The organism is Microbulbifer maximicatervae (SeqCode), from assembly GCF_052467305.1.
In genome coordinates, this window is sequence record NZ_CP174306.1 from 1,506,566 (window position 1) to 1,530,208 (window position 23,643).

20 protein-coding genes are annotated in these 23,643 nt (G+C 46.6%); 19 read left to right on the top strand and 1 reads right to left on the bottom strand.

What is annotated here, in order from left to right:
• Nucleotides 1–836 precede the first annotated feature (836 nt).
• The 17 genes from ACJJI4_RS06935 to ACJJI4_RS07015 all read left to right on the top strand — a co-directional run bounded on the left by ACJJI4_RS06935 (nt 837) and on the right by ACJJI4_RS07015 (nt 18,617).
• Complete coding sequence (locus ACJJI4_RS06935) at nt 837–2,312, top strand: class I adenylate-forming enzyme family protein (protein WP_444927532.1); 1,476 nt, start codon at nt 837–839, stop codon at nt 2,310–2,312.
• A gap of 92 nt (nt 2,313–2,404) precedes the next feature.
• Nucleotides 2,405–3,553 (top strand): type III PLP-dependent enzyme domain-containing protein, encoded by a 1,149-nt coding sequence (locus tag ACJJI4_RS06940; protein WP_444927533.1) that lies wholly within the window; start codon nt 2,405–2,407, stop codon nt 3,551–3,553.
• Nucleotides 3,554–3,556: 3 nt separating this feature from the next.
• Nucleotides 3,557–4,597 carry a hypothetical protein gene (locus ACJJI4_RS06945; protein ID WP_444927534.1) on the top strand — a complete coding sequence of 347 codons (1,041 nt, stop codon included), beginning with the start codon at nt 3,557–3,559 and terminating at the stop codon, nt 4,595–4,597.
• Nucleotides 4,594–5,427, top strand: a complete 834-nt coding sequence (locus tag ACJJI4_RS06950) for a hypothetical protein (protein WP_444927535.1) — start codon at nt 4,594–4,596, stop codon at nt 5,425–5,427. The genes ACJJI4_RS06945 and ACJJI4_RS06950 overlap by 4 nt, the downstream gene beginning before the upstream one ends.
• Nucleotides 5,424–5,954: a hypothetical protein gene (locus ACJJI4_RS06955; protein ID WP_444927536.1), complete on the top strand. Its 531-nt coding sequence runs from the start codon at nt 5,424–5,426 to the stop codon at nt 5,952–5,954. The genes ACJJI4_RS06950 and ACJJI4_RS06955 overlap by 4 nt, the downstream gene beginning before the upstream one ends.
• Nucleotides 5,955–5,956: 2 nt before the next feature.
• Nucleotides 5,957–6,976 (top strand): hypothetical protein, encoded by a 1,020-nt coding sequence (locus ACJJI4_RS06960; protein WP_444927537.1) that lies wholly within the window; start codon nt 5,957–5,959, stop codon nt 6,974–6,976.
• On the top strand, nt 6,969–8,831 hold the full coding sequence (locus tag ACJJI4_RS06965; RefSeq protein ID WP_444927538.1) for an acyl-CoA dehydrogenase family protein: 1,863 nt from the start codon (nt 6,969–6,971) through the stop codon (nt 8,829–8,831). The genes ACJJI4_RS06960 and ACJJI4_RS06965 overlap by 8 nt, the downstream gene beginning before the upstream one ends.
• The gene (locus tag ACJJI4_RS06970) at nt 8,828–10,795 is read left to right on the top strand and encodes an NAD(P)/FAD-dependent oxidoreductase (protein ID WP_444927539.1); all 1,968 of its coding nucleotides are present in this window, start codon (nt 8,828–8,830) and stop codon (nt 10,793–10,795) included. The genes ACJJI4_RS06965 and ACJJI4_RS06970 overlap by 4 nt, the downstream gene beginning before the upstream one ends.
• Nucleotides 10,792–11,706, top strand: a complete 915-nt coding sequence (locus tag ACJJI4_RS06975) for an alpha/beta fold hydrolase (RefSeq protein ID WP_444916835.1) — start codon at nt 10,792–10,794, stop codon at nt 11,704–11,706. Before ACJJI4_RS06970 ends, ACJJI4_RS06975 begins: the two co-directional genes overlap by 4 nt.
• Entirely contained in the window at nt 11,703–12,833 is a 1,131-nt protein-coding gene (locus tag ACJJI4_RS06980) for a hypothetical protein (RefSeq protein ID WP_444927540.1), read from the top strand. Before ACJJI4_RS06975 ends, ACJJI4_RS06980 begins: the two co-directional genes overlap by 4 nt.
• 2 nt (nt 12,834–12,835) lie before the next feature.
• A complete protein-coding gene (locus ACJJI4_RS06985; RefSeq protein ID WP_413665416.1) occupies nt 12,836–13,090 on the top strand; it encodes an acyl carrier protein in 255 nt (84 codons plus the stop codon).
• Between the two features lie 19 nt (nt 13,091–13,109).
• On the top strand, nt 13,110–13,844 hold the full coding sequence (locus ACJJI4_RS06990; RefSeq protein ID WP_444927541.1) for a tetratricopeptide repeat protein: 735 nt from the start codon (nt 13,110–13,112) through the stop codon (nt 13,842–13,844).
• A complete protein-coding gene (locus ACJJI4_RS06995; RefSeq protein WP_444927542.1) occupies nt 13,844–14,548 on the top strand; it encodes an ABC transporter ATP-binding protein in 705 nt (234 codons plus the stop codon). Before ACJJI4_RS06990 ends, ACJJI4_RS06995 begins: the two co-directional genes overlap by 1 nt.
• Nucleotides 14,545–15,264: a hypothetical protein gene (locus ACJJI4_RS07000; protein ID WP_444927543.1), complete on the top strand. Its 720-nt coding sequence runs from the start codon at nt 14,545–14,547 to the stop codon at nt 15,262–15,264. Before ACJJI4_RS06995 ends, ACJJI4_RS07000 begins: the two co-directional genes overlap by 4 nt.
• Before the next feature lie 2 nt (nt 15,265–15,266).
• Nucleotides 15,267–16,496, top strand: coding sequence for an ABC transporter permease (locus ACJJI4_RS07005; RefSeq protein ID WP_413665420.1), 1,230 nt, complete (start codon nt 15,267–15,269; stop codon nt 16,494–16,496).
• Between the two features lie 12 nt (nt 16,497–16,508).
• Nucleotides 16,509–17,261, top strand: a complete 753-nt coding sequence (locus tag ACJJI4_RS07010; protein ID WP_444927544.1) for an outer membrane lipoprotein-sorting protein — start codon at nt 16,509–16,511, stop codon at nt 17,259–17,261.
• Between the two features lie 12 nt (nt 17,262–17,273).
• Nucleotides 17,274–18,617 (top strand): hypothetical protein, encoded by a 1,344-nt coding sequence (locus ACJJI4_RS07015; protein WP_444927545.1) that lies wholly within the window; start codon nt 17,274–17,276, stop codon nt 18,615–18,617.
• On the opposite strand, the gene ACJJI4_RS07020 is transcribed toward ACJJI4_RS07015, so the two are convergent.
• Entirely contained in the window at nt 18,614–20,878 is a 2,265-nt protein-coding gene (locus ACJJI4_RS07020; protein WP_444927546.1) for a tetratricopeptide repeat protein, read from the bottom strand. The two genes, ACJJI4_RS07015 and ACJJI4_RS07020, sit on opposite strands and share 4 nt — an antisense overlap.
• Nucleotides 20,879–20,984: 106 nt before the next feature.
• Here ACJJI4_RS07020 and ACJJI4_RS07025 point away from each other — a divergent pair, with 106 nt between their 5' ends.
• Both ACJJI4_RS07025 and ACJJI4_RS07030 read left to right on the top strand, forming a co-directional pair.
• The gene (locus tag ACJJI4_RS07025; RefSeq protein WP_444927547.1) at nt 20,985–22,034 is read left to right on the top strand and encodes an HAD family hydrolase; all 1,050 of its coding nucleotides are present in this window, start codon (nt 20,985–20,987) and stop codon (nt 22,032–22,034) included.
• A gap of 42 nt (nt 22,035–22,076) precedes the next feature.
• Nucleotides 22,077–23,639 (top strand): arylsulfatase, encoded by a 1,563-nt coding sequence (locus ACJJI4_RS07030; protein WP_444927548.1) that lies wholly within the window; start codon nt 22,077–22,079, stop codon nt 23,637–23,639.
• Nucleotides 23,640–23,643 lie beyond the last annotated feature (4 nt).

The following is a 23,643-nucleotide window of genomic DNA, read 5'->3' on the forward strand; positions in this document are numbered from 1 at the left end:
GTATTGCTTCCTCTATTGGGGTTATTTCGTGCCAATTTTTTGTGTTAACTGCCGAATTATAAAGATGGCTATCCCCATGCGTAACTTGGGTATCTTCAGCACTAAGTTTGGCTTAGTTTTGATCTGGTGAGACCAGTGGTTCAAAAGGACACTTTTATTGTAATTATTGGTCTGTAGTATTTAAGTTGGCGCCTGTGTTTTGTTTGGCAGACCTGGATTTAAAGGTTTACTTGAAGTCAGTAATTTCACGCCGCTACTAATCTGACTCTCCTGTAATCGAAATTATTGCATTAATTTGCATTCAAATATTTATCTGGCTTTCAGTGCCGGTAGCCGATCACTTGTAAAAGAAATCTCTCAAGGTTTCATGGTTCTCAAAAACCACCTTCAGAAAATAAGTTTGAGTAATTTTTAATATTTGCCCATTCTATTTCGTGACCATTCGGTTCAAATTTTCTGGGCTTTATAGGGTTTTACTACCAAAAAAATTATTTTCTTTTTTTTGGTAGTTTAGTGGAATTAAATCCTGAATAAATTGGTTTTTCATTGCCTATTTTTTACTTGGTAGTGGTGCGAGATCGGAAAAAGGGTTTATTAACTTCTTGATTCATTTGTCTTTTGGAATGTTTGTAATGTTTAGTCAGATCGAATAACTTCTAAGAGTATGAGACTTTTCATGGATTGATAAAGAGGTTGTCATAAGCTTTACAGAAAATGCTTGTCATTATTGGGTCATCCGATTTATAAAATGATCGTCCCATGTAGCCGGTTTGAATAGTTTTTTTTTGGCTTATTCGGACTAGATCAAAAATCTTAGAATAATAAATGGACTAAAAATGTTTTCTCTTGCCAGCCTGTTCGAGAAAGTTGTGGAAAAATGTTGGCAAGGTCGTCTGGAAAATCTGGATGGCGAGGTTTTGACCGCGGCTCACTGTGAGGATGCGTGGCTCTCACTTACAAATGAAGACGTTTGTTTCAGTGCTGGCGACCGCATTTTAGTGTGTGCTCAGTCTGAAATAGAGGCGGTCGCCATTATGTTGGCGGCGTGGAAGATGGGATTGGTGGTTGTACCTGCAAAGGGGGATCTGAGTCATTCTTCAATTAAAATGATCGCTTCAGACTGCAATGCCAAGGCGATATGGCGTGCTGGAAAAATTGAAGCCTTGCCCGATTACCAGCAGGAATGCTCAGAGTTTGAAGTGTTTTCTACTCCAATGGTCACAGGCGTAGATCTGGCTCTGGTGATCTATACCTCAGGAAGTACTGGTAAGCCAAAAGGCATTATGCTTACTCATCAAAATGTTCTGACCTCCTTGGCCTCAATATCCCAATATTTGGGCCTGACAGCACAGGACAGAATTTTGTGCTTATCCCCTTTATCATTTGATTACGGTCTTTATCAGGTATTATTTGCGCTATATAGCAACTGTACAACCATCCTCTACGACAAACCATTTAACCCCATACAAGCCCTTAAAACGATTTCAGAGCGGGATATATCTGTTCTTCCGATCGTGCCAGCAATGGGGGCTGCCCTAGTGAAACTGGTGGGCTTGGTTAAAGCTGACCTCAGCAATCTGCGCAGTATCACCAATACTGGGGGCCACTTATCTGAGTACATGATTCGCGCCTGGAAGGAGTACTGCCCAAGTCTAAATGTTTTCTCTATGTATGGTTTGACTGAGTGCAAGCGAGCTTTGTATTTGGAACCAGAGCTTTGGGAAGAAAAGATGGGTTCAGTTGGTAAGCCGATCCCTGGTCTGGATGCACGTATATTTATCCCTCACTCAGAGGTCAGTAAATTTAGAGAAGCAAAAGCAGATGAAGTTGGTGAGCTTTATGTTCGTGGGGCGGCAGTGATGCAAGGCTACTATAACCCGGCCGCTCAAGGTGGTGCAGAAATCTTTTCGGGCAGATATCGGGACGACAACTGGTTGGCGACGGGAGACCTTTTTACCCGTGATCAGGATGGCTTTTTCTATTTTAAAGGGCGTTCAAAAGACTTAATAAAACAAGGTGGATTTTGCCTGTTTCCAAAGGACTTGGAAAATCATATTGAGATGTGCCCATTGGTGCATATCAATGCAGTCATCGGCACTAAAGATAAGCTCGAGAATGAAGTGGCTACTTGTGTTGTGGAGCTTCATGAGAATACCGCTGACAATCAGAAGCAGTTTCGCACTTGGCTGAAGGCGAACATAGATACTGACTACATGCCGAGAGATATCAGGTTTGTTGATGGAATTCAATTAACTGCTAATAGCAAAGTCGATAGGAAGCAATTGGAGCAGGATTTACAAGTCTATGCCTAATGATCTAAGTTTATTTAGGCTAGATCCCGCCTAAAACATAAAAGCTTAAACTACTAAAAATATAAACGATACGTTTAACTCTTGGGGGAGTTATGGGTGCACTGCCAGATGCGCTGGTTCAATTGTTGGGCCAAAATAAAAAACAGCTATCTACACCTTGTTATATCTATTCCGTTAAAACTGCTCACGATAACTATAAGCAGCTGAAGGAAGCGCTGGGCACGGGATTGATATACTCTCTGAAAGCCAATAGCTGTCTTGACTTAATACTCCGTTGTGGGCATATCTTTGAAGACGGTATTGAGATTGCATCTATAGGCGAACTAAATCTACTTCCCAAAGGGAATAGCCCCCGATTTGTCAATAACCCATCGGCAGATAAGGCCTTTATACGCGCTGCCATTGCGAGTAAGTGCCATTTAATTATCGACAACCTCAATCAATTAACTTTGGTTGAGGAATTGAAGGCAAGGCGACCAGTAAACCCTGTCGTTTTAAGACTTAACCCCTCTATCTTGAGTCATTTTGATGGGAATCAAAAGGGACTAAAAAAAGATCATTTTGGTTTCGATTGGAAGGGCTGTCTTGAGGCTTTGGGGTTTTGTAAGAAACATGAGATTCCAGTTTTAGGTTTTCATTTGTTCAGGGGGTCATATTCCTTTAATAAAGGTGCTTTCGACACTGCCAAAGTGGCCTTACAAGTTGTTTATGAGTTTGAAAAAGTACTGGGATACTCGCTGTCATTGGCCAATCTAGGTGGTGGGTTTGACCCCAATTGGCAGGAGCAGGAGTTTGATTTTGAGCAATATAGAAATTTGATTGCTGAATTTCCTGAACATATCAAAGTGGTTCACGAGAGTGGTCGAGCAATTATGGGCTCAGCCGGTTATTTCGTCACAAAAGTTCGCTATAAAAAGTCCATTAACGGTGACAAGTACGCCGTATGTGACGGGGGAATGGCCCAAAATTTCCTGTTGGCAAAAACGGAAAGTACCTTTAAACGATTCCAGCAACCTCATGTTTTGCGTAACGGGACTCCTCTAAAAGAGAATGATGAGGGGCAGAAAGTCCTGTTAGTGGGCACTTCTTGCAATAAGGAAGATGTGATTGGGGAAGTCAACAACATTGACCTTCGAGAAGGGGACTTAGTCATATTTGATGGATGTGGTGCCTATAACGCAAGTTATACCGTAGCACCTTTCCTCAAGTTGCCGGCTCCGAACTCTTATCTGGTGGAGTAGATCATGGAAATGCAATCGGTTGTAGGTGGTTTTGTTCTCAATCAATTATCCAGTATTTCACCAGTGCCCAGCACATTGAAATCGCTGTTAGAAAATTCTTGTGCTCGGCTATTCGATGCATCAATGATTATCGAAGATCCTTTGACAGAGCTTGCACCACTTAGGGACGCTTCGGTTCAGCAGCCATTAGAGCAGTTTGAGCAGACCTTTGTTATTGATCAAATTATTGACACTGTCCGGGATGAAGGACTAGATAATCACTTTCACAATATGATCGGGCTATTTGGCTCGATTATGTTGAGCCTGACTGCTACAGATGATCAGCTTGCCCAGGTCAATAAATGGGTGGAGCAGGGGATTTTCGGCCACTTCCTTATGACAGATCCCGGCGGCCCGAGCCTTATGGGTTGGAAGACAGAGCTGGTTGAAGCTGATAGCGACATGCTGCTGAATGTCGACAAGGTCCACGGCATTGAAGCACATAAGCTTGGCTTTGCCATGGTAGTTACCAAGCAACCGGGAAGGCCTTTTCCCCTGACAGTGATGTTGCCGCCAGAACTCTGTAACCAACTACGGCAGAGTACTGTAGGAGAGCCGTTTTTAAATGGCACCTTACAGCTGGGAAATTGCAAGGGTAAAGTATCAATTACCAAAGATATGTTATTGAGCAAAGGTGGGTTGGGTAGCGTCAATCGATTTTTAACACTGGTTCGCCCGCGCTTTGTCAAATCACTAATGCACTTTGTGCTTTGGCTACATGACTGTAAAGAAGCTCATTTAACCAGCGAAGATCAGGCTCATATAGAGTATCTAATTTATTTGTGTAATGAGCAGGTAGCTGCAACCACTTTCTCTATGCACAGCGTAAACCGTGTTCTGGCAACGAAATTTACCAGCAATGAGCTTTTGCTGAACCTGGTCTTGTCAGGAAAGATCAAATCCGTGAATCGACAGCGCGATCTGTTGGCTTTCACAAAAATGGAAGGCAGTTCATATCGGTGCTTCTTTGAGATATATAGCAAATTTAAGGGGCTGCGGGTATGAGCCTGTATTTACGATCTGCAGCTTTTATCCCTATAGAAGGTATCACTGTCTCATCCAGTAGTGATGTATCAACTGCCTTTGGTGATATTGCCAGGATTATCCGAAGACAGACAGATAGTGTATTAGATGCTGCTCCAGAGATAAAAGATTCGCAAATAGATCGCCATTTTTTATGCTCTACCATGATTGAACTTCCTTTGAGTTCATCGGCGATTAGTGAGCAGGACTTCAATTACGGTGATAATGCAAGAGCGCCAGTTACTAGTTTTGTTAATACCTATGAATGTGCATCTTGGGGTTATAGCCTTCGGCATTACCTGACACAAAATCCGGAATCGCGCTACTTACTGGTTAGTATTCTTGACGCCAATGTTTTAGATCTAACGTTTTGGCGAAAAAATGAAAATTGGGGCGATAGTGGTTTTGGTCTCTGTACACTGTTGTTTGAAGTGCGGGATCTTGACAGTGTAAACCTTAATGCATCCTGCACGATTACTTATAATACAACTCCGGAATTTGCCACTGTCATCCGAAAAATGGCTGTTGGACGAGATGACCTGACTTTATCTTTGCCGTTCTTTCCAGAGAATATTCGCCAGATTTTCTCCAAATTGTTGTCGGCCAATCAAAAGTTATCAGACTTGCACGATCGATGGGGGCATTGTTTTGGTAGTGATCCCTGGCTGAATATTATTTGCCAAGGCGCTGAAAAAGGCTTTGACAAGCAAGAAAATTTTCTGGCCTGTTCGATTGCATTGAATGGCTATTATTGCACTGTAGAAGTTACCGTTGATGAACAAAGTCACTTCTATCTAATGGAGGCCGCGTGATGAAGACTGTTGAGCTATCAACGTGTCTCGAACGTAACCCCTATCCGGACACATTGAAATCCTGCTTAGCACAAATGCTGCCGTTGAGTACTGAGCAGGACTATCTTGCATTATCCAGTCTACCAGTTAATTCCAGCCCGGTGCTACTGAATCATTCGGAGCACTATCAATTACTGCTGGATATTCTGCGATACTTTGAAGACTCTGAACTGGATATAGACTTAATCTTGATAAAAATGCAGATGCCCGCTGGTGGGCGTATGCCAACTGCTCTATTACAAGACACCGTTTTAATGCTTCATGACCTGGCTGGTGAAGAAGCAATATTGGTTAGAGAAGGAAAACGATATATAGCTATTGAAGATAGCTTGGTTCGCCACCCATTTGAAGCGGGAACAAACCAGCTGAAAATCAGGTTGGCAGTGGATGTTGATTGCCATGATCTCTTAATGGAGGGGCTTTCTAAATTACTTATCGAGTGCGGTTTCGGTGATATAACAATAAATACCATGGACGGGACAGCATAAAGATGTTTATTAAAAACCTATGGGTAGACAGTGGCGGGCAGGTTGATCGATTACTTGATGCCTTGAGAGGACACCTGGATCAATATGATTTGTTACCAGAGCTTATCTATGTGGTTTCTGCGGGAGAGGCTAATGTTCTACAGGATAGTCGGGTTGTAGAGTTTATAGCAGACCTTGAAGATGGTGGGCATAATATCCGATTTGTGGGTAGCGCCTGCACCAGCTTCCATGCTGCAGTATTGAGTTTTTCAAAGTGTAGTGAAGCCGAAGCTTTGATCTTAAATCTCGAACTGGGCAAAGAGCGGCAACAAGAGTGCCTGGATTCATTGGGAATTGGAGTTGGACCTGATCAAGATGGCTTAGATGTTCTTGTAGGTGTGGCGGCTACCTGGATCTGTCGAGAGTATTGTGAAACACATCTCTGTCAAATATCCAGCTGCGATATTCTCTCTCAAGCGCCATCTTTATCTGGCGCACCAGATTTAGTAAAGAGTATTAAGCAGGTAATCTCAACCAGCTCTAGTGATGATACTCGAGTAGTATCCTTTGATATCCGCTCGAAATGGGCCAAGGGGCTCCTGAAAGGGTTTTCGCACAGCGACAAGGCCTCATGGTTACCCAGTATTGAAGAGGACGGCTGGCACTATTTGAGTATTAAACCTCTCTCTGAATTGATCAGTTATTACATTGAGGAAAAGGTGACTGATCTATGGCTGTTAACTCTAGGGGGTGGCGGCAGGGTAGGTTGCTTGAAAATAGACATTCCTTCGCCCAATTTTCAGGGCTTTCTTTCAAGACTGGTAAATGTTGAGAAATTGGTGTTGGAAGACGCCTATATAGATTTTAGTTCCGCCCAGCATCTGGGTGACACTCTAGGCCAGGATTACCTTTCGCATATTCGTGAGGCATTAAGGTATCCCAAGAGGATTTACCGTGGAAGACACAACCAGATATTTGACTGGGTATTAGGTGCAGGTAGTTGGCGTACGCTGTTGGAATATCAAGGAGCAAGACATGGATAATAATATTTATAAAACTGATATAAGAGAATTTCAATTCCTTATTGAAGAACAGTTCCATGAAGCTAAAACTCTGTTCAGCAACCAGATGTTTAAAGGGTGCTCACCAGAGATTCTCCATGAAATTTTAGTTCGGGCTAAAAAATTCTCTTATGAGGTTCTCGGGCCGGGATACCAGGATTCAGATCGAGAGGGATGCCAGTTAGAGAATGGGAGAGTGAAGCTCCCGAGCGCATTCCCTGAGATGTGGCAGAGGTTTAAGGATGACTGGGGGAATATCTCCTCATTTGAGGGCGAACAAAATACAACTATTCCGCCCTTTGTAATGCAAATGCTCCTGGAAATGTTTATGGGGGCAAATCCAAGTTTTATGACTTATGGTGGTTTTTGCTTGCCGTCCTCCACCTTGGTGGAAAAATATGGAACCGATCTGCAAAAAGACCTGTTCAGGGACAAATTAGCCACCTCAGAGTGGACATCTTGTCTCTGTCTCACTGAACCCCAGGCGGGAAGTGATGTATCACTTGTAGAGACTCGCGCTGCGAAACAGGAAGATGGCACTTATTTGTTAACGGGCGAAAAATACCTGATCAGTGCCGGTATGCACGACCTGACAGAAAACACCGTTTATTTCGTTATGGGTCGTGGCGAAAAAAGCGGCTCGGGCACCTACGGATTGTCCTGCTTTATTGTGCCTAAGTACTGGGTTGAAGAGGATGGGAGTCTCGGCGAGTTTAATAATATCGAATGCATTTCTCTAGCCGAGAAAATGGGCTTTAAAGGGTGTGCAAACACTCACCTTCGGTTTGGAGACAATGGCCCCTGTAGAGCTTACCTACTGGGGAATCGTGAGAATGTAGGCTTGTTGCAGTTTCTTACCTTGATGAATCAGGCACGAATCAGCACAGGTGTTTATGCCTTGGGTATGGCTTCCTCAGCCTACTACAATGCACTTTCCTATTCGACAAAGCGCTTACAGGGCAAGAGATTTCACGAGAGCTTTAGCTCTACCGCAAGCCGGGTCAATATCGTTGAGCATACCGATGTCCAGCGTATGTTGTTGGAAATGAAATCCAAGGTAGAGGGCTGTAGAGCACTGATTGCTAAACTGACATTGTCAGAGAGCTTAGTCAAAATCTACCAGGGGCAGGAAGACAAAAAGGATCGCATTGCTCACTATCAGGGTTTAATGAACCTGCTAACTCCAGTTGTTAAAGCCTATATCAGCGACCAGGCTTGGCGTATCTGTGAATTGGCGATTCAAACCTGTGGTGGTCAGGGTTATCTCAAGGATCTGGGTATAGAGCAATATGCCCGGGATATTAAAGTGCTGGCAATCTGGGAGGGAACGAATTATATCCAGAGCCAGGACTTGATCCGGGATAAGTTAGGATTGGGTAATTCCAGTAAGCTATTCCAATTCTACCAGGCAGAAATTGACAATTTCCTCAATCGGGCCACGGACTACCCTCAGTTTGAGATTGAATTTGAGCGCTTAAAGACCTCGTTTGGACATTTCGAGGCGGCACTGAAAGCTGTGCAGGTATGGGTGAAGACAAAAGAAATGTTCAAAATCCCTGCCTATAGCACACGTATTCTACATATGCTTGGTGATATAACCTTGGCCTGGCTTTTATTGGAGGCTGCATGTGCGTCATCAGATAAGTTGAGTCAGGACCTGAACGACACTGACGAGGAGTTCTATCGCTCGAAAATTGTCAGTGCTAAATTCTTTATTCGCAATGAGTTACCCCGTACCAAGCTGGTGCTGGATATCCTTCAGGATCAGGACTCTTTTTGTGAAATGGACGCTTCCTCCTGGAATTCATTATTGTCAAATGTGGAGGCTGTCTCATGAACAAGCTTGATCAGCTGGAATCCAATTACGATGTAGTGATTATCGGTGGTGGATGGGCTGGCTTAACCCTGGCCCGTCAGCTTAAACTCAATAATGATGCTTTAACCATATTGGTTGTTGAGGCAAATACTGAGTTTAAGGCCAAAGTTGGTGAAGCGACAGTGGAGATGACCGGCCACTACTTTATGAAGCAGTTGGGCTTGGTGAATTATCTCTATAGGAATCACTTGCCTAAAAATGGTCTGCGTTTTTTTTATGATAATCCCGAGCATACACTGTCATTAACAGAGATGAGTGAGCACGGAACCACCAGTATTCCGCCTCATCCAGCTTTTCAAATTGACCGGGCCAGATTGGAATCCGACCTTGTCGATATGAATAGGGCGAATGGCATAGAGGTTATTCAGGGCGTAAAAGCAAAAAATCTCAACATACAACCAGGTGATGAACTCCATTCTATAGAGCTTATGGAAGATGGCGCTAGCGGAGTGGTTAACGCCCGCTGGTTAGTAGATTGCAGTGGTCGAAATCGGGTTGCTAAGAAGCATAAGAAGCTTACCCGTGTTGAGAATGTCCCTAAACACTTCTCTGCCTGGGGTCGGTTTAAGAACATACAGGATATCGACTCCATGGGAGATATGAATTGGAGAAAGAAGGCCTTTGGACGCTTTCTTTCAACGAATCATTTTTCTGGAGATGGTTACTGGGTTTGGTTTATACCCTTAAGTGGTGGCTATACCAGTGTAGGTATCGTTGGCGAGAATAGTAAATTCGACAAGCCGCCCACAAAGAAGCAAGATTTCCTAGATTTTCTGTTGGCTTATAGAGCTATTTCGGAGCTTCTGGAAGGCGCCGAGCTTATTGATTTCGAGGCTTGGGGACAGCTTGCCTATAGAGCGGATGAGTTTATCTTTGAGGACCGCTGGGCTACCTCCGGATTTTCCTCGATGTTCCTTGATCCTCTGTTTAGTGGTGGGGGCGACATGATAGCCCTGTTTAATGACCATATTTGTAAATATATTGTTGCCGATATCTCAGATAGTAATCGTGATGAAGCTCAGCAGCGGCTTGCAAAAGAATTGCAGATCGCGAATCAAGTGGTTACAGAATTTTACCAGGGCCTCTATGCCCATGTAGCAAATGTATACCCGGTTATTGACTCTGCTGAACTGTGTTCTCCTCTGCTTGCCTATAATACCGCTGCTTATTTCCTGGAGAGTGCCTGGGATTATATGTCAGGTAATTATCTGGATCAGGAGTACTGGCTACGCAAGAGTTACCTGCGCCGTGGATATATGGCCCTTGAATTAATCCTGCAACGCCTGTTAGTTGAAACGGCAAAAGAGCTTAAAGCTCAGAATCGATATTTTCGCAGAAATAGTGAAGGTTTCTTTGAGTCCGGTGCCGATCACTATAAGTACTTTGTATATTTGATGGGAACCCAGGGCCGGGATGGTTGGCGAATCGATCTGCGGGTCAAACTTTGGGTTGAAGTTTTCCTGAGTGTTGTCCAGGCGCGACTCGACCTCCCTAAACTGGCAAACCGCATGGTTGTTCAGCAGGCTATCACCCTGCCTGATCTTTTACAAAAGCCAAATATGAATGGGGCTGACCTCAATTGGCTGCTTGAGAAGTTATCTATCAAGCTTACAGATCTAGTCAATGAGGATATAGCAGATCCAGTGAGCGTTATTGTATCGGAAGAGTCCTTCCACACAGATACGATTGAAGTTATGGATCTTGCGGGTAGCTACTCCAATAAAGAACTTGCTGAGGTTAACAAGAAAGCAAAATCTATCTGGGTGCAGACTCAGGAGTATATTGCGATCCCTAGTATGGTTCCTGTATTTCTTGCTTTTGCACGCAGTCAGCCGGATAGCATAATGGATTCGGTCATTGACCAGCGTGAAGCTATGCGCACAGCTGAATTAGACTCTGCTCATGCGGATTCGGAGGTTGTGTGATTCAGGAGTTCTTTCAGGCGCGGGATGGAAAAAAACTCTCCTTTCGCTGGTTGCCGTGCGATGAATCTGACTTGGTGCTTGTCTGCATGCACGGGAGCACGTTCAGTAGCCAGTGGTATTTAATGTTTGGACGGATGGTACACCGAAACGGTATTAGTGTGTGTCTGCCAGACTGGCGAGGCCATGGTAAGAGTGAAGGTGTTCCGGGGGATCTCGATTATTCCGATCAATTGCAAGACGATCTTGCCGATCTATTAAAACACCTCAAAAAAAGAGGGGCTAAGGCCTTTGTTCTTGGGGGGCACAGCGCGGGATCATTGGTTGCACTTAAATATCTGCACCTATATGGCAGTAAAGATATTGCAGGTTTTTTTGCGATAGCACCGCCTCTGACTCAGTCAGAGGAAACAAGAAAGTACGATATTCCCGCATCTGGCTTTGAGTATTACATTCGTTACGGAAGGAAACGTCACTATACGCGGCCTAGGGCATCGGCTGGTGATCAGAATCTGCCAAAAATAAAAATGCTGAAATATTGGCTGGCACTTTTGTTCCCCCCATTGAGGAAGTTATCAGTGCTGAGCTTTCCCCCGGTGGGATCAGCAGCGGGAAATCAAGGGCGAGTTCTGGACTGCACGTTTAACTTACTCAGTGCCTATAACGTAAAGAGATACGCGGATCTCTTTGCGAGTTTAAATGTACCCTGCCACTTTTTTGTCGGTGAGAAGGACGAAGTACTTGATACCCATGTGCTCCACACTGTATTGAGCTGGTATCTCTCGCCCAGTATTAAGGCTGGACTCACTGAGTTGCCCAGAGCTACTCATATGTCAGCTATTTCTGCTTCGGCAAAACCTATTTCCAACTGGTTGACAACTTTGATGCGGCAACCTGAGGAGGCTGTTGCATGAGACCTAGCAAAGGCAAAACTCCCCTGATGAGAGAAAAAATGTTGCCCGTCGGTGCAGAGGTTTCACTGAGTTCATTTTTAAGTGATGCCGATTGGGGAGCAGGGCATGGCGAAGATTGGACATCTTTAGGAACTATAAAGAGAAGTGATAAAAACACTTTTCACTTGCAAGTTGGCAAGGCGTTTCGATTTCCCCTTTATTATTACCTGAAGGACGATCGTCTATTTGTTGGTCAGGATTTATCACTATTTCCTGCTGTTGGTGCCGATACGGTAGATTGCCACTACTTAATTGAAATTGAGTATTTTGGTTTCTCCATAGAAAGAAAGAGCCTTTTGCAGAATGTTAAAATGCTCTTTCCAGAGGATGATGTTGTTATATCAGCCAGAGAGCTTATTTGGCTCTCTGCTGAACATCATCAATCTGGGTCATTTGATGCAGCCCTGGTGACTCCTGAAGAAGCTACCGATAAACTCTTCAACAGTTTACCTGAGGTAACCTCTAAGCTTTTCTCGCCTGTTGATACCACTTTTTATGCTCATATTGCCAATTGTTTGGCTGAGTCAAACGACTCCAAATTAAAAGTGGGGAGGCAAAGCCTGCCTTTAACGGTGGGCTATCAGGAAAAGCGGGCAAAGATCTTTAATACGGCTCATAAAAATAGAGTCGTAGAAGGGATCGATCTACAAAGTTACACCGATATGGTACAGGAAGAGTTGGATCGAGCCTGGCAGGACTCAGAATCAAGTATCGATAGGGAACATTATATCTTCCAGACATTCTATCTGCCTTTTGCCCAGTTTTTACTCAATATACTGGCAATGAATACCAGCAAGATGGTGGAGATTGTTGGTGGTTCGGGAGATGAGGGTGTAATACCCCCGGCACTTTCAATAAGTGATAAACCTATCTGTAATGTTTACGAATCTTTTCAGCGGGTGTTTTTTTATGGACACCATTGGCTTGCAAAAGTCTGGTTCTATATACCGCCCATGATCAGTTCTGCTGCCATAAAACAGCAGCAAAAATACTCAGCACGAGAGCAGCATGTTTGTGTTTTTACTTTAACGTTGGACTACTTGCTGCGATTTAATAACTTAAAAATAGGAAATGTTACCGGAGAGTAAATATGTCTACAGCAGTTGTAGAAAGCAATGTACAAGAGCTATGTGAGCAAATAGCTCTTATGCTGAATGTTGATGCTGTCGATGCAGATACACCCATTGCAGAACTCGGGGTAGATTCCCTGAATATTGTCGAGGTGATTCTAATTTGCGAGCAGTTGTACCCTGGTGTGATGAGCCCTGAAAATCTTGTTTTCGACGAACATACCACCCTAAGGGAAATGGATGGTCAACTACTTGAAAACTCGGAAGAAGTCTAGCGTACTTCGGGAGCAGTCAATGTTTAAAAAAGTACTTACCATTCTTATCAGTAGTTTTTTTATTGGAAATGTTGTTGCCTGGTTTTCAGGTGCTGCTCCCATCGAGTTTGGCAAGATTGCCTATTCAGAAGGCGAGATGGAGCAGGTGGAGTTTCTCCAGCAGGAGATTGGTGAAAATAGTACAGACTCCGACTTGATGTTGGAGCTTGGGCAGTTATTTAGTCACCATAACGAGCTTGAAAAGGCTGCACACTTGCTGGAAGCCGCGTATCAACAGCGTCCAGACGACATGTTGATACGTGCAGCGTATTACTCTAATGAGGGCAAGCGCGCAGGTGCAATGTTTGATCCTGCGATGGGTCTTTACAAGCTCTACCGTCTACGCCATGCGATGGATGAGGTGGATCAAGCGGGTCTCAGTGCCGATTCAGACTTTAATGTGCGCTTGATACGGCTGATTACTTTTTCTTATGTAGGAGAAGTAAGCGGCCACTTTGAGCGGGTGTTCGAAGATGAAGCCTGGTTTAAGAATCTGATGGATTCAGAGCCCGATCTATTGCCGGCTGCTATGCAGCAGGTGGTGTATTTGTCTTTAGCTAATGCCTACTGGGTGAAAGCTGGAGAGGGTACTGAGGATTTGGCAGTGGCCAGGGATTACTACCAAAAAGCAATAGCAATGGCTCCTTGTCCTGCCACGATGCAAACCTCTTGTGAGCAACTGGGGCAAATGGCAGTCACCCTGGGTAAAAGTTAATGTTGGTTGAGCTTAAGCGTGTTTCAAAGCGCTATCGATTGGGCGATCTCTGGGTCGACGCCTTGCGGGATATAGATCTTGCCATCGATCGAGGTGAGTTTCTGGCTGTAAAAGGGCCCAGCGGTAGTGGTAAGAGTACATTATTGAATCTTCTATCCGCATTGGATCAGTGTGATTCCGGATCAGTTCATATTGATGGCGTTAATCTTGGGAGTTTGGGGGAGCATCAGCGCTCCCTGTTCCGAGGTCGTCATATTGGGATTGTTTTCCAGTCTTTTAACCTGATTCCCGTGCTTACAGCACTTGAGAATGTGATGTACCCGCTGACACTGCGGGGGGCTAACAATGCCAGGCAATTAGCGTTAGAAGCCCTGGAAGCAGTAGGGCTTGCCAAGTTGGTTAATCAGCGTCCTACCCAGCTTTCGGGAGGGCAGATGCAGCGAGTGGCGATTGCCAGGGCAATTGTCAGTAAGCCAGATCTGGTGCTTGCGGACGAACCTACAGCCAATCTGGATTCGCGCACGTCGGAGAGCATTATGAGCCTTATGAAGCAGCTCAACCGGGAGCAGGGTGTCACTTTTATCGTAGCCACCCATGATGATTATGTAACCAGCTTGGCATCTCGTGTTATCACGGTCCGAGATGGTCATTTGGTAGAGGATACAGCTTCGCCTCAAAGTATTGTTCAGGAGGCTTTTGCATGACAGCAATCGTAAAAATGTTGCTGGCTAGGGGCCCGCTAACTAGAGCGGCTTTGGCTATTTCAGTTGCATTCTTAATTTCTGCACCGGCTTTGGCTGAAGACTTCGTCTTTCCAACTCCGATTCCATTCACCAATAGCGAAAGGGAAGCGCTGTTTGCTGCTGTCAGTGGAGAAACGACCAGTGAACAAAAAAAGCAGGCCTACTTGGCTCAGCTTGCGCGCCTTACATCGATGGAAGATGCGGAGTTGCAGGATGTTGAGGAGTTAGAGGCTCTGATGCAGTCACTGGTGGAGAGTCTCCCGGATGACCCCGAACTCAATGCTGCATTGGGATCGACAACTTCCTTTAAATCCAGCTTCTATCTTGATCGATTGGCAAAACTATCGCTGTTCTCCAGACGAGGCAATCGCATGATGGATCGGGCTGTTAAACAATCTCCATTCAATCTGGGCGCCCGCCTTCAGCGGGGAATCAGCTGTGCCAATATGCCGGCCTTTCTAAAAAGAGCGCGCTACGCTGTTGAAGACCTGGAGCTGGTTAGGGAACAGGTGGGCAATCGGTTCGGTAAAGAATTTCTCGGCTTTGTAGAGTTCTACCTTGCCCAGGCTTACGAGCGCAACAAACAGCCCGATGATGCCCGGGTTCTTTGGGGAAAGGTGGCCGAGTCGGATACCGACTGGTCCGCTAAAGCCAAGCTGGCGCTTCGGAGTATTTAGTCATGGGCTTGGGTTGGAAAGTTGCACTGCTGAATATTATGCGTAACGGGCGCCGCAGCCTGATTACCTTGGCTGCGATCGTTTTCGGTTGTACCAGCCTGATTATTTTTGGCGGTTTTGTACAGTCGATGTATGAGGGGATGCGGGAGAGTATGATCCGCTCGCAGCTTGGTCATATACAAATCTATGCCAAAGGCTACAACCAGTTTGGCAAAGCGGAACCGGAAAAATACCTGATTGCTGATGGGGATCTCAAAAAGATTTCCGAGCTGGTAGAAAACGAAACCGATACGTTGGTGGTAGCGCCTCGCCTTAATTTCAATGGCCTACTTAGTGATGGCAAGCAATCGATAGCCATCACTGGAATTGGTATTGATGCGGAGAAAGAAGTGATGCTTTCCTCTGCAATTCAGATTGTTCAAGGGGACGATCTATTTCCAGAGGATATTTCTGCTGCACACCTTGGAGAAGGCTTGTTCAATGCTCTGGATGTTCAGATTGGGGACTACTTGACCCTGTTGGCAAGCACCCAGGATGGGGCAATCAATGCTGTCGATGTACAGGTGATGGGGGTAATCACAACCGGTGTTAAGGAACTGGATGATCGCTTGCTCAGGGTGAATTTGCCTCTGGCCCAGGAACTGCTCTATACGTCAGATATTACGCGGCTAGTGGTTTTATTGGAGGAGACCGAACTTACATCTACCTCAATTGCGACTCTGGCCAGTGTCTTTGAGCAGAACAATTTGAACCTAGAAATAAAAAGCTGGGAAGAACTGGCGGGTTATTATCATCAGGTTGTTGGCCTGTTTAACGGGGTTTTTGGTTTTATTACCGTCATTGTGTTGGTAATCGTCGCGTTGAGTATTTCCAATACCATGTTGATGGCAGTAATGGAGCGTACCCGTGAGCTGGGTACTATCCGGGCAATGGGCGGCACTCCTCGCCAGGTTGTAAACCTGATTTTACTGGAATCGGTATTTCTCGGTTTAATCGGAAGTTTGCTGGGGCTACTGATTGGTGCACTGGCAGCCAAGGGAATTACCTATGCTGAATGGATGATGCCCCGGCCACCGGGCAGCACCCAGGACTATCCTATCCGTGTGTTTGTCGTGCCGGATATCTTATTGAAAACATTCCTGTTGGGTTTTTGTATTTCACTTGTTTCCAGCCTCTATCCAGCGATAAAAGCATCCCGGCTGCCGGTAGTAAAAGCACTTAGGTTTACTTGATTTGGGTCTTCTATGTATAAGTTGAATTCTTTTTATGGGTGGGTGTTGGCGATAGCCTGCTTGCTGTTTAGCTACTCAAGTTATGCATCGGTTTCGGCTGAGTCACTGGTTAATAAGCTGGATGACTTTCGCGGGTTTAGGGATCAGGGCTTTAGCTTTGATATCACCAATATCAGCTATAAAAAGGATAAGGAGCCCCGCACCAATAAGCTCAGTGTCAAAGTGTTTAATGAGCAATCACTGATCCAGTTTTTGGCACCCGCCCGGGAAAAGGGCAGGGCAATGCTAAAAGAGAGCGCCAATATGTGGCTCTATATTCCCGGCACGCGCAGGGTTATCCGGATTGCACCCTCACAGCGATTAATTGGTGAGACCAGTAACGGTGATGTAGTGGGGGCAAATTTCTCCAGGGATTACACCGCAGAGCTGCAAGGGCAGGAAACTGTTGATGGGGAAGCTTACTGGGTGCTGTATTTATCGGCAAAATCTTCTGGTGTTGCCTATGACAAAGTAAAAATATGGATGGCACAGGGTGAGGGAAACCTGCCTTTAAAGGGGGAGTTTTATACCCGCTCCGGGCGCCTCCTTAAAACAGCGCACTATAAAGAGTTCAAGCAGTTTGAAGGCGAGCTGAAACTGCATAAATTACTCTTGGTGGATGCACTCATTGACGAGAGTTATACCTGGATGAAGTTCGATGACTATCGTCTTGAGAGCCTGGACCCGGCAATTTTCCAAAAAGGCTCCCTTGGCAGGCTGAATTGAGGTGAGTCGGTAATGGTTATCAGAATCAGGACAATTCTCCCATTTATATTCCTTCCTCTCGCTTTTGCTGAAAAAGTTGCCAGTGCCGAAGACTATCAAGATCCTTTCGAGACCAACTCGGAACTTTTTGATGAAGTGAGCACTGAGAAAGGGGTTTCTCGAGTTGTTTGGGATGTTGATGCTTCGCTACTCGGGTATCACCAGCAGAATGAAGTTCGGGATGACCTCTATTTCGATCCGGGTCTGTTTGTCTTTGATGAGCAAGAGTCTTTGCTTGCTCTGGATCTCAGTGGCCAGTTCTCCCTGGGAGCACACTTCTCAGTTTACTCGCGGTTTGCGGCGATAGAGCACTATCGGTCTAATGAGGCTGGAACATCTGAAAAAGAGACAGAATCCCATCTGCTAGAGGGATATTTCTCTTCTTACACTGACAACCGAAGGTTTGGTATTAATGTCGGTCGGATAAAACCTCAGTGGAGCAACGGTTACAACTGGTCTCCGGCAAATCTTTTAAAAGCCACTTTTGATCGGCCCAATTTGGATGCCGATGAACTTACCCAGCAACTGGGCTGGGATATGGCCCATTTCGATTTCCGCTATGGTCGCTGGAACACCGGCATTTATATGGCTCAGGTTGAGGATGAGCTGGATGGTCACTTTGACACTAGCGTAAATGACCATGAGTTTCAGTACGCACTCGTAGTGAATCGTGAAGGTGACTTGGATACCCGCTTGGTACTACATCAGATAGAGGGGGAGGCAACCAATGTCGCTTTCGGGTTGAGTACTTTGGCTGGAGACAGTGCCACACTCAGGTTGGAGGGGGCTTGGGAACATCAGCGGGAGTTACCGCAGCCGGGCGAACTCTCCTATTTTCCAGCAGAGGACGATGGTTATTTGAAGCTGGTACTTGGTACTCAGCTCAGCTTCAACCAGGGATGGGATGTTACTGCGGAGTATCTGTATAACCAGCATGGATTCGATGATGACGAGTGGGGTTTGGTTCAAACGCAGGTAGATAGTGCAAAGAACGGATTGAACAGCGCGCGGGTTTATGAGGCGATTGCTTTTCTTTCCGAAAGTTTTAACCTTTTATCTACCGGACAACTACGGCAAGAGTATTTGTTCTTGATGTGGGGTAACACCCGGCTGGATAAGAAGTTTCAATATCGTCAGAGTGTGCAATACAACTTGGATGACAAGAGCCAGTACCACAACCTGGAATTGATTCAGAACTGGACTGAGCATTTTAGTACTCGACTGCAAGCCCAGTTTTTCAGGGGCTGTGAGTCCTGTGAATTTGGTCTGCTGCCTACTGAAAGGCTTCTTAGGTTAAGCCTCTATTATGATTTTTAGCGTTTGCTGGCTAAAAGTGCTTCATATTTTTGTGCGATTTCCCGCTTGCCGGATTCCCTGCTAATAGAAATTAATGCCCGCAAAATATCCAGGTCCTGCGGAAACTGGTGATAGCCGTCTTCTAGAATATCCAGGGCGAGTTCGCTGTTGCCTTCCGAGTGAACGGCTATGGCATATACGTAGAGATAGCGACTCTGGGTTTGCTCATGCTCAGCCGCCGCCTTTAGAAAACCCATTGCCTCCTGGTGGCGGTTCTGACGAACCAGGGAAAGGCCTAAGGCATGTTGGATTACGGCGATATCCTCACTCTTCGATAGTGCTCCTCTGAGTAATAATTCCGCGTCGGTTTCACGTCCACTTGCCCGGTAAAGGTCGGCCAAGTTGATATAGGCGGGTGTGTAGTAGGAGGCCTTGGTTATTGCCCGGCGATAGAAGGCTTCCGCTTGTTGCGTGTTTCCTCTCCGGAAATGGAAGTTGCCCAGGTTTACCAGAGATTCCGGCCGGTCGCTGTTGAATAATTCTGAGGTGGTATAGGTTTTAAGGGCCTTTGAGTATTGCTGCTGTACTTGCGCGGGCATAGTCCCGATCTGAGCATCGGTCACGCCATTGGCAGCCAGCGACCTGGTCACGGCCATTTCACTGAAAAGCAGCGGTACACCGATCATCAGTCGCAATTGCTCCGGTAGTTCATCCAGAGACTGCGCAAGGGCCAGGTTTAATAAGGGTTCTTCGCTCTGGGCAATTTGTTGGAGTAACTGAGCGGAATTTATCGTCAGGTAGCGCGGTAACAAACGGATTGCGCTGGCCCGAACAATCTCCGGTTGACTGTCGTCCTGAATAAGGTTCATTAACATCTTATCGGCCTCGCTATCCCCGCGCATAGCTGCGTGTACTGTCTGCCCGTAGTGAGGGGGAGGTGAGCCGTATTTGTCTTCCAATATCTTCGCCGCCCACTGGCTCGATTTATCTTGATGGCAGCTGTTGCAAGTATTGGGGGTGCCCAGCGCCTCGGAAAGGTCAGGCCGGGGAATGCGGAAACTGTGATCCCGGCGTCCATCCACCTGCATAAAATTTTTCTTCGGCATATGGCAGTTTGTGCAGCGGGCACCGGGGCTTTGAGTTGGGTGCAGATGGTGATCAGTACGGGCAAATCGCTCCGGCATATGGCACTGGGCACAAACTGCATCACCAGCTGCTCTCAGTTGTAGGCTGTGGGGGTTATGACAGTGGCCACAGGTAACACCTGCTGCGTACATTTTGCTTTGCAGAAATGATCCGTACACAAATACCTCGCCATCGGCCTGGCCATCTGCGTGGTAGAGAGGCTCTTGCAGAAGTGTGAGGTTGAAATGATCCAGTAATTCGCTGTTAGCCTGCGCTCCCGGTAAATGGGTACTCCGCCGAGAATGGCACTGGGCGCAAGTTGTTATTTCACGCTGGATGGCTGCCGATGGCGCAAGCTTGGCTATCCCCGTTTGCAGATCCATTCCTCGGAGCTGTTGGGTTGGGTCAATAAGATGGGGATCAAGCCCTTTATTCGGCAATGCCTCATTCTGTGTTTTTGCCCACTGAAGGTGTCTCGATCCCGGGCCATGACAGGATTCGCAACCGACACTGATCTCTGACCAGGATGTCTGGTAGCTATCGGTTTGTAGGTTATAGGCTTTTTGCAGATTGGTGGAATGGCAGTCGGAACACATAAAGTTCCAATTCTGGTTTATGCCGGTCCAGTGCAGGGGATGTTGATGATCTATCGCTTGATCGGGATAGAGATGGAACCAGCGCTGACCACCGGCAGATTTGTCCCGGCTATCCCAAGCGATACTCAGTGCCTGAAGACGTCCGCCTCCCAAGTCAATTAAGTATTGCTGTAAAGGGTGGACACCAAATGTATAGGCAAGGGGATAGTCCTGGAGGGCTCCATTGGGCCCATCAGTGCGTACGTAATAGCGCCCTTCCTTTTGATAGAAGTGAGATTTCTGCCCCTGATATTCAAATGCCACCCCGGAGAAATCACCTAGAACGCTGTCGCTATTGGCGGCCTGCATTGCTAGCTGGTGGTGGGAACCTTGCCAGGCACCGGCCTCTTCTTTGTGGCATAGGGCGCATTGCGCGGAGCCCACGAAAGTGGCTTCTGAGCTGATTGCTTCATCCTGGCGCTTGAGAGGTTGGGTATCAACCGGCTCTTCGTCACTACAGGCCACCAGTACGAGACAGATAAGGCTGATTTGGAGGAGGCTAGTGCCAGCTATATTTATCACGGTTTTTTTATTGTGATGAGTTCTTATCTTAGGGAGTTATTCAGAGGCTCCCTAGGCCAAAAGATTAGTTCATGTGCCGTAAATGTCATTTTGTGAGAGGGCCAGAATGCTGGATTGGAAATTTAGGGTTGCCCTGAGCCGAGGGTGTCTGTTGCTGGTTTTGGCAATCAGCTTACCGGCACTCAGTTCTCCCTTGCCATCCTGGCAAGATGGCGTTAAAGCCCAAATTATGGCCTTTGTTGACAAGGTTACCCGTAAGGACAGCGCCGACTTTATACCTGTCGGTGAACGTATAGCGGTATTTGATAATGATGGCACCCTCTGGTCTGAGAAGCCCGTGTACTTCCAGCTTCTCTATGCCGCTGATGAAGTTAAAAGGCTAGCGCCCCAACACCCAGAGTGGAAAACCCAAGAGCCCTTCGCTTCGATTCTAAAGGGCAATTTATCAAACCTGTTGGGGCAAGGCAGGGAAGGTTTGGAAGTAATGCTTACTGCGACTCATGCGGGATTGAGTACGGATGCCTTCCAGCGCTCTGTTGCCCAATGGCTCAAGAGTGCTAAGAACCCGGAAACTGGCAAACACTACAGTGCGATGGTGTTCCAGCCCATGCTGGAGTTGCTGGAATACTTAAGAGCAAATGGTTTTAAAACCTACATTGTGTCGGGGGGCGGCACAGATTTTATCCGAGTGTTTTCCCAGGAGTTATATGGAATCCCCCCAGAGCAGGTTATCGGCAGTCGCCTAAAGTCCCGCTATGAAAATGGGGGTGGGCATCCCTATATCGTGAAATTAGATGAACTGGCCTTCCTCACCGATAAACAGGGGAAGCCTATCGCAATCAATGACGTGATTGGCCGGAGGCCAGTTTTTGCCGCAGGCAATTCCGATGGTGATTTACAAATGCTGGAATGGACCACCGCCGCTAAGGGGCCGCGTTTTGCCATGCTGATTCATCATACCGATGCCAAAAGAGAATGGGCATACGATAAGAACTCCTCAGTGGGACGCCTGGACAAAGCGCTACAAGCCGCTAAGGCAAATGGCTGGTTGGTGGTAGATATGGCTAAGGACTGGCGGACGGTGTTTCCGCCAGAAGCGAAGGATCAATCAAGCCAGGGGCCGGTGATTCCTCAAGTTCCCGCCTACCGGGACTAGTCTTAAAGCGGTGTATTGAGCCTGCCAATATCGAGGTGTGTAATGCTCCTGATCTCCCAATCCCGTCTCCGACAGTTCCTTTTGGTTGTACTGGCTGCTGTATTCCTTTCCCCTGGTAGCCTCTTCGCGCAGACCAAACCCAATATTTTGGTGATCTGGGGAGATGATATTGGCATCTGGAATATCAGCTTCAACAGTCGTGGCATGATGGGCTACACCACGCCCAACATTGATCGGCTAGCGGTAGAAGGGCTCTCTTTTACCGATTACTACGGCCAGCAGTCGTGTACAGCAGGCCGCGCGGCTTTTTTAGCGGGTAATGTCCCAGTGCGGACCGGCATGACTAAAGTGGGGCTTCCAGGTGCCAAAGAGGGTTGGCAGAAGAGTGATGCCACTATCGCCACAGTAATGAAAAGCCTGGGTTATGCCACTGGCCAGTTTGGTAAAAACCACCAAGGGGATAGGGACGAACACCTGCCCATCAACCATGGTTTTGATGAATTTTTTGGCAATCTCTATCACTTGAATGCCGAGGAAGAGCCTGAGAACCGGGACTATCCCAAAGACCCAGAATTCCGTAAGAAGTTTGGCCCCAGAGGAGTGATTAAAGCCAAGGCCGGCGGGCCAATCGAAGATACCGGCCCCCTCACCAAGAAACGGATGGAAACTATCGATGATGAAACCCTAGCGGCAGCTATCGACTTTATCGAACGTGCACACGCGGCTAAGACCCCATTCTTTGTCTGGTGGAATGCCACCCGGATGCACTTTCGCACTCATGTCAGAGAGGAGCACACAAACCTTGCGGGCCCCAACAGCAATGAGTATATGGATGGCATGGTTGAGCATGACATCCTGGTAGGAAAGCTGCTAAGTGTGCTTGACCGCCTGGATATCACCGACAATACCATCGTGTTTTATTCCACAGACAACGGCCCCCACTTCAATACCTGGCCAGATGCTGCAACTACGCCATTTCGCAGTGAGAAAAATTCCAATTGGGAAGGAGCTTATAGGGTGCCAGCTTTCGTGCGCTGGCCGGGCAAATTTCCAGCGGGCACTACGCTGACAGGTATTGTCTCCCATGAAGACTGGCTGCCGACTCTCGCTGCGGCCGGGGGGAATCCGAATATCAAGGAACAGCTCAAGGAAGGGGTCGAGCTGAATGGGCGCGAGTACAGAAATTATGTTGATGGCTACAACATGATGGATTACTTCACCGGTAAAGCAAAACTTTCTCCAAGAAAAGAATTTATCTACGTAAATGATGACGGCCAAATTGTAGCTATGCGCTACGAACCCTGGAAAGCTATTTTCCTGGAAAATCGCGGGCGGGGTTTTGAAGTCTGGCGAGAGCCCTTTACTGAATTACGAGTGCCACTGCTGTTCAATTTGAGGCAAGATCCTTTCGAAAAAGCCCAACACAACTCGAACACCTATAACGACTGGTTTATAGACAGAGCTTTTGTCTTGGTTCCCATGCAGCAACTCGCATCAAAATTTTTGCAAACGATGAAAGAGTATCCACCCAGCCAGGTACCCGGATCTTTTAATTTGGATAAGGTACAGAAGCAGCTGGAAGCTGGGGCGAGTGGTAGTAATTAAAAAA

Coding starts and splice junctions, on each gene's coding strand:
- ACJJI4_RS06935 (WP_444927532.1), top strand. CDS start 837: ATGTTTTCTCTTGCCAGCCTGTTCGAGAAAGTTGTGGAAAAATGTTGG.
- ACJJI4_RS06940 (WP_444927533.1), top strand. CDS start 2,405: ATGGGTGCACTGCCAGATGCGCTGGTTCAATTGTTGGGCCAAAATAAA.
- ACJJI4_RS06945 (WP_444927534.1), top strand. CDS start 3,557: ATGGAAATGCAATCGGTTGTAGGTGGTTTTGTTCTCAATCAATTATCC.
- ACJJI4_RS06950 (WP_444927535.1), top strand. CDS start 4,594: ATGAGCCTGTATTTACGATCTGCAGCTTTTATCCCTATAGAAGGTATC.
- ACJJI4_RS06960 (WP_444927537.1), top strand. CDS start 5,957: ATGTTTATTAAAAACCTATGGGTAGACAGTGGCGGGCAGGTTGATCGA.
- ACJJI4_RS06965 (WP_444927538.1), top strand. CDS start 6,969: ATGGATAATAATATTTATAAAACTGATATAAGAGAATTTCAATTCCTT.
- ACJJI4_RS06970 (WP_444927539.1), top strand. CDS start 8,828: ATGAACAAGCTTGATCAGCTGGAATCCAATTACGATGTAGTGATTATC.
- ACJJI4_RS06980 (WP_444927540.1), top strand. CDS start 11,703: ATGAGACCTAGCAAAGGCAAAACTCCCCTGATGAGAGAAAAAATGTTG.
- ACJJI4_RS06985 (WP_413665416.1), top strand. CDS start 12,836: ATGTCTACAGCAGTTGTAGAAAGCAATGTACAAGAGCTATGTGAGCAA.
- ACJJI4_RS06990 (WP_444927541.1), top strand. CDS start 13,110: ATGTTTAAAAAAGTACTTACCATTCTTATCAGTAGTTTTTTTATTGGA.
- ACJJI4_RS06995 (WP_444927542.1), top strand. CDS start 13,844: ATGTTGGTTGAGCTTAAGCGTGTTTCAAAGCGCTATCGATTGGGCGAT.
- ACJJI4_RS07000 (WP_444927543.1), top strand. CDS start 14,545: ATGACAGCAATCGTAAAAATGTTGCTGGCTAGGGGCCCGCTAACTAGA.
- ACJJI4_RS07005 (WP_413665420.1), top strand. CDS start 15,267: ATGGGCTTGGGTTGGAAAGTTGCACTGCTGAATATTATGCGTAACGGG.
- ACJJI4_RS07010 (WP_444927544.1), top strand. CDS start 16,509: ATGTATAAGTTGAATTCTTTTTATGGGTGGGTGTTGGCGATAGCCTGC.
- ACJJI4_RS07015 (WP_444927545.1), top strand. CDS start 17,274: ATGGTTATCAGAATCAGGACAATTCTCCCATTTATATTCCTTCCTCTC.
- ACJJI4_RS07025 (WP_444927547.1), top strand. CDS start 20,985: ATGCTGGATTGGAAATTTAGGGTTGCCCTGAGCCGAGGGTGTCTGTTG.
- ACJJI4_RS07030 (WP_444927548.1), top strand. CDS start 22,077: ATGCTCCTGATCTCCCAATCCCGTCTCCGACAGTTCCTTTTGGTTGTA.